Origin of the sequence: Delftia sp. ASV31, from assembly GCF_016428765.1 — a bacterium.
Lineage (GTDB): Bacteria > Pseudomonadota > Gammaproteobacteria > Burkholderiales > Burkholderiaceae_C > Comamonas > Comamonas acidovorans.
The window spans coordinates 1-9,730 of sequence record NZ_JAELTK010000138.1 but is presented as its reverse complement, the minus strand read 5'-3'; the positions used below and the strand labels follow the sequence as shown (position 1 = coordinate 9,730).

8 protein-coding genes and 1 pseudogene are annotated in these 9,730 nt (G+C 69.2%); 4 read left to right on the top strand and 5 right to left on the bottom strand.

All coding sequences use genetic code 11. The annotated features are described in order from the left end of the window. Positions 1 to 278: pseudogene (locus JHD82_RS27760) on the top strand (NCS2 family permease); the annotation flags it as partial. An 87-nt stretch (positions 279 to 365) separates the two neighbouring features. Here the strand turns inward: JHD82_RS27760 and JHD82_RS27755 are convergent. Both JHD82_RS27755 and JHD82_RS27750 read right to left on the bottom strand, forming a co-directional pair. Then, positions 366 to 1,514, bottom strand: a complete 1,149-nt coding sequence (locus JHD82_RS27755) for an anhydro-N-acetylmuramic acid kinase (RefSeq protein ID WP_199140037.1) — start codon at positions 1,512 to 1,514, stop codon at positions 366 to 368. 105 nt (positions 1,515 to 1,619) lie between these two features. Continuing rightward, entirely contained in the window at positions 1,620 to 3,014 is a 1,395-nt protein-coding gene (locus JHD82_RS27750) for a peptidoglycan DD-metalloendopeptidase family protein (protein WP_012207703.1), read from the bottom strand. Positions 3,015 to 3,181: 167 nt separating this feature from the next. On the opposite strand from JHD82_RS27750, the gene tyrS reads away from it, so the two are divergent. Then, positions 3,182 to 4,414, top strand: coding sequence for a tyrosine--tRNA ligase (gene tyrS, locus JHD82_RS27745; RefSeq protein ID WP_012207702.1), 1,233 nt, complete (start codon positions 3,182 to 3,184; stop codon positions 4,412 to 4,414). Positions 4,415 to 4,540: 126 nt separating this feature from the next. On the opposite strand, the gene JHD82_RS27740 is transcribed toward tyrS, so the two are convergent. Then, positions 4,541 to 5,515, bottom strand: a complete 975-nt coding sequence (locus tag JHD82_RS27740) for a LysR substrate-binding domain-containing protein (RefSeq protein ID WP_012207701.1) — start codon at positions 5,513 to 5,515, stop codon at positions 4,541 to 4,543. A 104-nt stretch (positions 5,516 to 5,619) separates the two neighbouring features. On the opposite strand from JHD82_RS27740, the gene glmU reads away from it, so the two are divergent. Then, positions 5,620 to 7,050, top strand: coding sequence for a bifunctional UDP-N-acetylglucosamine diphosphorylase/glucosamine-1-phosphate N-acetyltransferase GlmU (gene glmU / locus JHD82_RS27735; protein ID WP_199140035.1), 1,431 nt, complete (start codon positions 5,620 to 5,622; stop codon positions 7,048 to 7,050). Between the two features lie 94 nt (positions 7,051 to 7,144). After that, entirely contained in the window at positions 7,145 to 8,005 is an 861-nt protein-coding gene (locus tag JHD82_RS27730; protein ID WP_012207699.1) for an ATP-binding protein, read from the top strand. Between the two features lie 25 nt (positions 8,006 to 8,030). On the opposite strand, the gene JHD82_RS27725 is transcribed toward JHD82_RS27730, so the two are convergent. After that, a complete protein-coding gene (locus tag JHD82_RS27725; protein WP_199140033.1) occupies positions 8,031 to 9,185 on the bottom strand; it encodes a sensor domain-containing diguanylate cyclase in 1,155 nt (384 codons plus the stop codon). A gap of 217 nt (positions 9,186 to 9,402) precedes the next feature. After that, a partial coding sequence (locus tag JHD82_RS27720) for an Lrp/AsnC family transcriptional regulator (protein WP_199140031.1) occupies positions 9,403 to 9,730 on the bottom strand: 328 nt, incomplete at its 5' end.

Genomic DNA, 9,730 nt, shown 5'->3' with positions numbered 1-9,730 from the left:
TGCCCGGCTACGCCACGGCGCCTGCGCTGTTCTTCGTGGCCTGCCTGATGCTCAAGGAGCTGACCGAGATCGAATGGGGCGAGACCACCGAGGCCATCCCCGCTGCCGTCACGGCCCTGCTCATGCCTTTTACCTACTCGGTGGCCAATGGCCTGGCCTTCGGCTTCATCACCTATGCCGTGCTCAAGCTGTTCACGGGGCGCGCCAAGGAAGTGCACTGGATGGTGTGGCTGATCGGCGGCGTCTTCCTCTTCAAGTTCGTCTATATCGGCGGCTGACGTAGCGCACCGTTTTTGGTGTGGGGCCCGCGCCTGGCAGCAATGCCTTGCGCGGGCCTTTTTGCTGGCGCTGCTTTTCCGCGGTACTCATGCGGGGTGGATGGCGCCCAGGATGCGCGGGCCGCGTGCGCCCGTCACGGCGGGCAGGTTGCCGGGCAGGCCCAGCAGGGCCTGGCGCGCCAGCCAGGCGAAGGCGGCGGCCTCCACCTGCTGCGGCGGCAGGCCGCGCGTGGCCGTGGTGTCCACGGCCACGCCAGGCAGCAGGGCGGCGATGCGCTGCATCAGTTGCGTGTTGAAGGCGCCTCCACCGCAGACCAGCAGTTCGCCGCCGCCACGCCCGAAGCGCTGCACGGCACCTGCGCAGGCGCGGGCCGTGAATTCGGTGAGCGTGGCCTGCACGTCGGCAGGGCGGGCATCGGCAGAGCTGGTTGCACTGGCGGAAAGATGGCCGGCCAGCCAGTCGGCATGGAACAGGTCGCGCCCCGTGCTCTTGGGCGGCGGCTGCTGCAGGAAAGGCTCGGCCAGCAGGCGGTCGAGCAGGGCGGGCAGCACCTGGCCCGTGGCCGCCCATTGGCCTCCGTCGTCATAGGGCTGGCCGGTGTGGGTCTGGCACCAGCCGTCCATCAGCGCATTGCCGGGGCCGCAGTCGAAGCCCAGCACCGTGCCATCGCCCGCCAGCACGCTGAGGTTGGCAATGCCGCCGATGTTGAGCACCAGCACCGTCTCGCCGGGCCGGCCGAACACGCCCTGGTGGAAGGCGGGCACCAGCGGCGCACCCTGGCCGCCCGCGGCCACATCGCGGCTGCGCAGGTCGGCCACCACGGCAACGCCGCTGAGCTCGGCCAGCAGGGCCGGGCTGTTGAGCTGCAAGGTGTAGCCCGTGCCGTCGAACATCTGCGGCCGGTGGCGCACGGTCTGGCCGTGGGCGCCAATGGCGGCGATCTGCGCGGGCGCCAGGCCCGTGGCCTGCAGCAGTTCCCGCACCACCTCGGCATAGCTGCGCGCCAGCGCATTTGCCGCCAGCGCCGCGCGGTGCAGCTCGTCGCGGCCATCGGGGGTGTTCAGCGACAGCAGCTCGGCGCGCAGCGCGGCGTCGAACCCCCGGCTGGCATGCCACAGCACCTGCGTGCCTTCGGCAAAGTCCACAAGCACGCCGTCCACCCCGTCAAGCGAGGTGCCGGACATCAGGCCTATGCAGTAGCGGTGGGCGATGGGGGAGGGGGTGGGCTGGTTCATGCCGGCAATGGTAGCCCTGCGGCCTGGGGCCCGCGATCACAAAAGGATGCGCCTGAAACAACAAAGGCTGCCAGGGCAGCCTTTGCGGGATGGGAGCGCGGTGGCTCAGCGTTCGCTGGCCAGGGCCAGTGCTTCGTTCGATGCCTGCAGCTCGATGCGCATCTGCGCGGCCATCTTGTCGAAGGCGGCGCGGCCGGCCTTGGAGACGGGGCGGGCGGCATCGGTGGCCTGGACGATGGTCATGGGATCGCGGTGCTCGCCGTTGACGCGGAACTCGAAGTGCAGGTGCGGGCCGGTGGCCCAGCCCGTGGAGCCCACGTTGCCGATGATGTCGCCCTGTTCCACGCGCTGGCCGCGCGTGACGCCGATGTGGCTCAGGTGGGCGTAGACCGTGGTGTGGTTGTTGGCGTGGTCCACGAAGATCACGTTGCCATAGCCGTTCTGCACACCCGCGAAGGAGACGGTGCCGTCGCCCACGGTACGCACCTTGGTGCCCGTGGCAGCGGCGAAGTCCGTGCCCAGGTGGGCGCGCCAGGTCTTGTGGATGGGGTGCATGCGCATGGCAAAGCCGCTGCTGATGCGCGAGAACTCCACGGGAGAGGTCAGGTAGGCCTGGCGGCGGCTCTTGCCGTCCATGGTGTAGTAGTCGCCCTTGGCCTTGCCTTCGTCCTGGAACCACAGCGCCTGCACGACCTTGCCGTTGTTGTGGAATTCGGCGCTGAGCACGCGGCCTGCGCGCAGCGGCTCGCCATCGGCTTCCAGCGATTCGTAGACCACGGAGAAGCGGTCGCCCTTGCGCAGGCTGCGGCGGAAGTCCACGTCGCCCTGGAAGATGTCGGCCATCTGCATGGCCACGGCGTCGGGGATGGAGGCCGCGTCGGTGGCGGCGAACAGCGAGCTGCGGATGATGCCGCCGGCCAGGCGGGGCGAGGCCGTCAGCTTGCCCGTCTCGATGCGGGTGCTCAGTTCATTGTTCTTGCGCTCGACCACGAGGCGGCGGAAGCTGCCGTCCTCGTCGGGCGCCCAGCGCACGGTCAGCTGCGACAGCTGGTGGTCGGGCGTGGTCTCGGCCGTCACCAGGCGGCCGGCGCGGCCCAGCACATGCTGGCGAACCTGGTCGTTGCCGCGCATGAAGGCGGCAGCGGCCGGATCGGCCACGCCCAGGCGCTGGAGCAGGGTTTCGGCCGTGTCGCTGCCGCGCGTGTATTCGGAACGGTACAGGGACATGCCCTGCACGCTGTCGGTCAGCTCGGCCAGGGTCTGGCCTTCGGCCAGCGATTCCACGGGCGTGGAGAGCATGCGCACCGGCAGGTCGGCAGGATCGGGTCCCAGGTTGGCCACGGCGAAGGCGCCGCCGCCGCCCGTGAGCAAGATGGCTGCCAGTGCCGCGGTGACACGCTTGGGGTGTTGCTGGATCACGGAGGTCAGCCGCGCAACAAGAGCACCGCTGGCATGGTTCAAGCCATATTTCACAACATCAGATCCTTGGGTTGCGCGCATCCGGCCCTGCGGGGGCCGGACAGCATCGCAGCGGCGGGATACGCTCTCCAGACGGGCAACAAGTCCGCGCTCTGCGGTGCGGATAGGCGGGCGTCTAGAATTCGCCGCAGCGGGAAAATCCCCGGAGTATACCGACGCAGTCCTACGCGGCCTGGCGAAAAACCCTTATGAATCAATCTGCTGTTACAACATACCCGGTCACCGACGGTGTAAGCCAAGCGCTTGAAACCACCCTGCGCGGCGTGGATGAGCTGCTGCCCCAGGCGGACTGGGTGCAAAAGCTGGCCCGTTCCGAGGCCACCGGCGTGCCGCTGCGCATCAAGCTGGGCCTGGACCCGACGGCGCCCGACATCCATCTGGGCCACACCGTGGTGCTCAACAAGATGCGCCAGCTGCAGGACCTGGGCCACCAGGTGATCTTCCTGATCGGCGACTTCACCACCCTGATCGGCGATCCTTCGGGCCGCAACAGCACGCGCCCGCCGCTGACGGCCGAGCAGATCAAGGTCAACGCCGAGACCTACTACACCCAGGCCGCCAAGGTGCTGGACCCCGCCCGCACCGAGGTGCGCTACAACAGCGAGTGGTGCGACAAGCTGGGCGCGCGCGGCATGATCGAGCTGTCGGCCAAGTACACGGTGGCCCGCATGATGGAGCGCAACGACTTCCACCAGCGCTTCACCGACGGCAGCTCCATCAGCCTGCACGAATTCCTCTACCCGCTGCTGCAGGGCTATGACTCGGTGGCGCTGCGCGCCGACCTGGAGATGGGCGGCACGGACCAGAAGTTCAACCTGCTCATGGGCCGCCATCTGCAGCAGGAATACGGGCAGGACACGCAGTGCGTGCTCACCATGCCGCTGCTGGTGGGCCTGGACGGCGAGCACAAGATGTCCAAGTCCAAGAACAACTACATCGGCATCACCGAGGACGCCAACACCATGTTCGCCAAGGTGCTGAGCATCTCGGACACGCTGATGTGGAACTGGTACACCCTGCTGTCGTTCAAGAGCCTGGCCGAGATCGCCGCGCTCAAGGCCGAGGTGGAAGGCGGGCGCAATCCCAAGGACGCCAAGGTGCTGCTGGCCAAGGAAATCACGGCGCGCTTTCACAGCGCTGCGCTGGCCGATGCGGCCGAGCAGGATTTCAACAACCGCAGCAAGGGCGGCATTCCCGACCAGATCGACGAGGTCAGCCTGTCGGGCGCGCCGCTGGGCATCGGTGCCCTGCTCAAGCAGGCCAACCTGGCGCCCTCGACCAGCGAGGCCAACCGCCTGATCGACGGCGGCGGCGTGCGCGTGGACGGCACGGCCATCAGCGACCGGGGCCTCAAGCTCGAAGCCGGCACCTATGTGGTGCAAGTGGGCAAGCGCAAGTTTGCGCGCGTGACGCTGGGCTGATGCCCGCGCCGGGCCATGCGCCCGGCTGCACAGGAATGAAGGACGCCGGCATGCCCGCGTCCTTTTTTCATCGCCGGGCCGCCCCAAGATGAAAACGGCCCCTTCGGGGGAGCGTGGGGGTATTTTTCAAGCCGGGGGCGATTCGACGGTTTCGCGCGTGACCTCGGCCTGCTCCTGCAGCCACCGGCAGAAGGCGGCCACCTCGGGACGCGCGGCGCTGCGCGGGCCCACGATCAGCCAGTAGGCCAGCGGCGATTCCAGCCGGTGCGCGGGCAGCACCTCGACCAGGTCGCCAGCCGCCAGCGCATCGGCCACCAGCGGCAGCCGCGCAATCGCCAGGCCCTGGCCCGCCAGGGCGGCCTGCACGATCTGGTGGGCGTAGTTGAAGTACAGCCAGCGCGGCGGCTGCAGCTGGTCGCAGCCCTGCACGCCGAACCAGCGCTGCCAGCCCAGCCATTCCAGCTGGGGCATGCGGTGGGCGTCGCCGGTCTCGATCAGCGTGTAGCGCGCCGCGTCGGCCGGCGTCCTGAGCGGCGGGCCGCCGGCCAGCAGGCGCGGGCTGGCCACCACGGCCAATTGCTCGCCGAACAGGCGCTGCGCCTGGGGCCAGCCGTCGCCCGCGCGGCCGTAGCGCAGGGCCAGGTCCACGTCGGTGGTGTCCAGGTCCATCACGGTGTCGCTGGTGTCGATGCGGATGTCGATATCGGGCCAGGCGCGCTGGAAGGACTCCAGGCGCGGGATCAGCCACATGGCGGCAAAGCTGGCCCAGGTGGTGATGGCCACGCTCTTGCGGCCCACGGTCTGGCGGATCTGGCGCACCGAGGCGTCGATCTGCTCCAGTGCGGGCGCCACCGAGCGCAGCAGCTGGGCGCCGGCCCCGGTCAGCTCCACGGCGCGCGTGTGGCGCAGGAACAGCGGCACGCCGACTTCATCCTCCAGCGACTGGATCTGGCGGCTCACGGCCGACTGCGTCAGCGACAGCTCGTCGGCGGCCGCGCGGAAATTCAGGTGCCGGGCCACGGCCAGGAAGGCACGCAGATGGCCGGCTCCGATGGCGCGTGTGCGCAGCAGGGGAACGGGTGCAGTGGTGGCATGGGGCATGGCGCCGCCAGCATACGTCAATCGTGTGACCGGCCGCAGCCCTTGGCGGGCAGATAATCGGCGGCGTTGCCGGCACAGGTTCTGGCGTTTTGGATGAATCACCTATGACAGCACCTCTGGATCTCGTCATCATGGCCGCGGGCAAGGGCACGCGCATGAAAAGCCGCCTTCCCAAAGTCCTGCAGCGCCTGGCGGGGCGCCCGTTGCTGGGCCATGTGCTGTCCACGGCGGCGCAGCTGGATGCGCGCTCGGCCGTGGTGGTCACGGGCCACGGCGCGGACCAGGTGGAGCCCGCCATGGCGGCGGCCTGCCAGGGCGGCTCCATGGCGCTGAAGTTCGTGCGCCAGGAGCCGCAGCTGGGCACGGGCCACGCGGTGCAGCAGGCCGTGCCTGCGCTGGCGGGCGATGGCATGGTCATCGTGCTCTCGGGCGATGTGCCGCTGACGCAGGCCGACACGCTGCGCGCCCTGGTCGATGCGGCCGATGGCCAGCGGCTGGCGCTGCTGACCGTGCGCCTGCCCGATCCCACGGGATATGGCCGCATCGTGCGCGGCGAAGACGGCACGGTGCAGCGCATCGTCGAGCAAAAGGATGCCAATGACGCCCAGCGCGCCATCCAGGAAATCTACAGCGGCATCATGGCCGTGCCGGCCCGCCACCTGGCCGGCTGGCTGGCCCGCCTGACCAATGACAACGCCCAGGGCGAGTACTACCTGACCGACGTGGTCGCCATGGCCGTGGCCGACGGTGTGCCCGTGGTCGCGCACTGCATTGCCGACCCGGTGCAGGTGGCGGGCGTCAACAGTCCGCTGCAACTGGCCGAGCTGGAGCGCGCCCACCAGGGCGCCCAGGCCCGTGCGCTGATGGAGCAGGGCGTGCGCCTGGCCGACCCCGCGCGCTTTGACCTGCGCGACGACCCGCGCACGGGCCGCGCGGCGCACTTGGCCTGCGGGCAGGATGTGGAGATCGACGTGGGCTGCATCTTCAGCGGCCATGTGGAGATTGGCGAAGGTGCGCGCATCGGCGCCTATTGCAGCATTGCCAACGCCACGATTGCGGCGGGCGCCGTCCTCCATCCGTACACGCATGTCGATGGCGAGAAGGCCGGCGTCAGCGTGGGCGAGGGCGCCCTGGTCGGCCCGTTTGCGCGCCTGCGCCCCGGTGCGCAACTGGGCCGCGAAGTGCACATCGGCAACTTCGTCGAGGTCAAGAACTCCGTGCTGGCCGATGGCGCCAAGGCCAACCACCTGGCCTACCTGGGCGATGCCACGGTGGGCGAGCGCGTCAACTACGGCGCCGGCTCCATCACGGCCAACTACGACGGCGTGAACAAGCACCGCACGGTGATCGAGGCCGACGTGCACATCGGCAGCAATTGCGTGCTGGTGGCGCCCGTCACCATTGGCGCGGGTGGCACGGTGGGCGGCGGCTCCACGGTCACCAAGAGCACCGAGCCCGGCGTGCTCACGGTATCGCGGGGCAGGCAGGTGAGCATCACCAGCTGGAAGCGCCCAGTCAAACTGCCCAAGTCCTGAGACTTCCGAGACACGTGGGCTCGAGGGCCCGCATCGCCGGCGGGTCCCGTACGGGGTACGCCGATTTGCCGAATCTCCTGACCCTGTCCATGCCATGACGGAACCTTTCGCACCCCATCCGCCCCCCGACCCCGCCGCCGACCTGCAGGGCCCTCCCCGCACGTTGCAGGATGCGCTGGAGCGCCTGGCCCAGCGCGAGCAGGAACTGCAGGCCCTGCGCGCCGCGCAGCAGGAATGGCTGCATGCGGTGTCGCACGACCTGCGCGCGCCGCTGCGCCATGTGCTGTCCTTCGGCCCCCTGGTCGATGAACTGCTGTCGCAGGCCGCACCTTCGCCGCAGGAGCTGCAGGAGGCGCGCGGCTTCCTGCAGACCATGGACCAGTCGGCGCGCCGCATGGGCGGCATGCTCGACGGCCTGCTGGCCCTGTCGCGCGCCGCGCGCACGCCCATGCAGTGGCAGCCCGTCGCCTTGCAGGAGCTGCTGGAGCAGGCGCGCACGGCAGTGCTGGCGCAGCCGCGCTGGGCTGCCTGCGGCGCGGCTGCGCGGCTGCAATGGAGCCTGCCGCAGCAAAGTCCCGCCGTGCGTGCCGACGCGGCCCTGCTGCGCCAGGTGCTGGAGGCGCTGCTGGACAACGCCGTCAAGTTCACCCGCCCCGTGGACCAGCCGCGCATTGCCATCGATGTGGAGCGCCATGCCGACGGCGGCATCACGCTCAGCGTGACGGACAACGGCGTGGGGTTCGACCCCTCGCGTGCGGGAGCGCTGTTCGGCATCTTCCAGCGCATGCACCGCGAATCCGAGTTCCCCGGCCTGGGCACGGGCCTGGCCCTGGTGCGCGGCGTGATGCGCCGCCACGGCGGCGAGGCCACCATCCGCGCCACGCCTGCGGGCGGCTGCTGCGTTTGCCTGAACTGGCCCGGCGGCGAAGTGCGGCGCGCCGATCGCGGGCTCTGAGACCGCCTGCCGCTGGCGCCTGCTCTCAGATCAGCGTGTCGTCCGGCTGGTGCGTGGGGCGGGAGTCCCTGGTGTCCGGGCCCGTGTGGGAGCCTGTATCGGGGTCTGCGTCCGAGGCTGTTCCGGCCTGGGCAGGCGCGCTGCCGGCCATCAGCGGCGCGGCGGGAATCACCTGGTCGCGCCCGGCATCCTTGGCGCTGTAGAGCGCGCTGTCGGCCGCATTGATCCAGTCCTTGACCGACAGAAAGCTCGGGTCCGCCGCCGCCACGCCAATGCTGGCGCTCACGCGCAGCTGGGGATGCTCGCGCACGCGCAGCTGGCTCAACTGGTTGCGTATGCGCAGCGCCACCGCATAGGCGTCGTCCAGCTGGGTGTGCATGCACAGCACGGCGAACTCGTCACCGCCATAGCGGCCCGCCGCGTCGTGCGAGCGCAGGCAGTGCCGGATGGTCAGGCCTATGGCCTGCAGCACCTCGTCGCCCACGGTGTGGCCAAAGCTGTCGTTGATGCGCTTGAAGTGGTCTATGTCCACGATCAGCAGGCAGGCCGAGGCCTGCGTCTGCCGGTAGTCGCGCAGCGCGGCGCGGGCCTTTTGCCACCAGTAGTCCCGGCTGTACAGCGTGGTCAGCGGGTCGATGCGGCTGAGCACCTGCAGCTTCACGTTCTGGCGCGCCAGCTTGCGCACCAGCTGGCGCGTGGACCAGCTGGAGAACACGCTGTGCAGCAGGAGCAGGGGCAGCATGCTCAGCTGCACGGCCAGGCTGGCCTCCCAGCCGGGCACGGGCCGCAGCAGCAGGGCCACCAGCGCGGCGGCCAGCAAGGTGGCCACCAGCGATTGCAGCCAGCCGTCGCGCGTGGCCGTGTGGTTGCGGTCGGCAATGCTGATGGCCAGCAGCGCAATGCTGGGCAATGCGCAGAAATGCATCACGGGAATCCAGCTGCCGATGATCAGCGCGTCTATCTGCAGATTGGCGTGTTCGGCGCGGTGGCTGTCACGGCTGTGGCGGGCGTGCAAAAAGGCGATGTGCGGCCAGACCAGGGCGCTTACCAGCACAAAGCCCCAGACCGCCGGGCTGGCGCCCATCTCCGTCATGGCCGTGCCCACGACGAGGCCGCCCAATGCCATGCTGGAGACGCGCAAGGGGTAGGTTCGGCGATGGATGCGCTGGCGCAAGGACATGGCGGTGCGAGCCGAGTGCGCGCCGATTGCCTAGCGCGTCAGAAAGTGTTGTTGCATCAATTTGTATCATTGTCCCCGTGCGTGCGCAACGCCTTAAAGTTTAACGTTGCCCAAAGTTGGCGTTCGGGACACATTGCAGGCCTCTTGTCCTACGCGACCCCGATGCAGCGTAGCTTCCTGATGAGCACAAATACTCACAAAATCAAGGCTCCTGGCCTCATTCGGCGGCTGTTCCGGGATTTGTGGACGGCAGCGGCATGGCGGTGGAAAACTTGGCGCGCTTGACGCTGAAAAAACTCTTGACATTGCGCACGTTGGCGTCGCCCGTGAATAGCGCGCGGCTCAACTCCAGGTAGGCCGGCATGTCGGGCGCGGCCACCACGAGGATGAAATCAGGCCCGGCCGACACGCGCCAGCACTGCTGCACGGCGTCCAGCGCCACGGCGCGGCGCTCGAAGCTGTCCAGCGAATCACTGTCCTGGCGGTCCAGCGAGACTTCCACGATGGCCTGCAGCCCGTGGCCCAGGGCGGCGGCCAGGCGTTGC

Coding starts and splice junctions, on each gene's coding strand:
- JHD82_RS27755 (WP_199140037.1), bottom strand. CDS start 1,514: ATGAACCAGCCCACCCCCTCCCCCATCGCCCACCGCTACTGCATAGGC.
- JHD82_RS27750 (WP_012207703.1), bottom strand. CDS start 3,014: ATGCGCGCAACCCAAGGATCTGATGTTGTGAAATATGGCTTGAACCAT.
- JHD82_RS27725 (WP_199140033.1), bottom strand. CDS start 9,185: ATGTCCTTGCGCCAGCGCATCCATCGCCGAACCTACCCCTTGCGCGTC.
- JHD82_RS27730 (WP_012207699.1), top strand. CDS start 7,145: ATGACGGAACCTTTCGCACCCCATCCGCCCCCCGACCCCGCCGCCGAC.
- tyrS (WP_012207702.1), top strand. CDS start 3,182: ATGAATCAATCTGCTGTTACAACATACCCGGTCACCGACGGTGTAAGC.
- glmU (WP_199140035.1), top strand. CDS start 5,620: ATGACAGCACCTCTGGATCTCGTCATCATGGCCGCGGGCAAGGGCACG.
- JHD82_RS27740 (WP_012207701.1), bottom strand. CDS start 5,515: ATGCCCCATGCCACCACTGCACCCGTTCCCCTGCTGCGCACACGCGCC.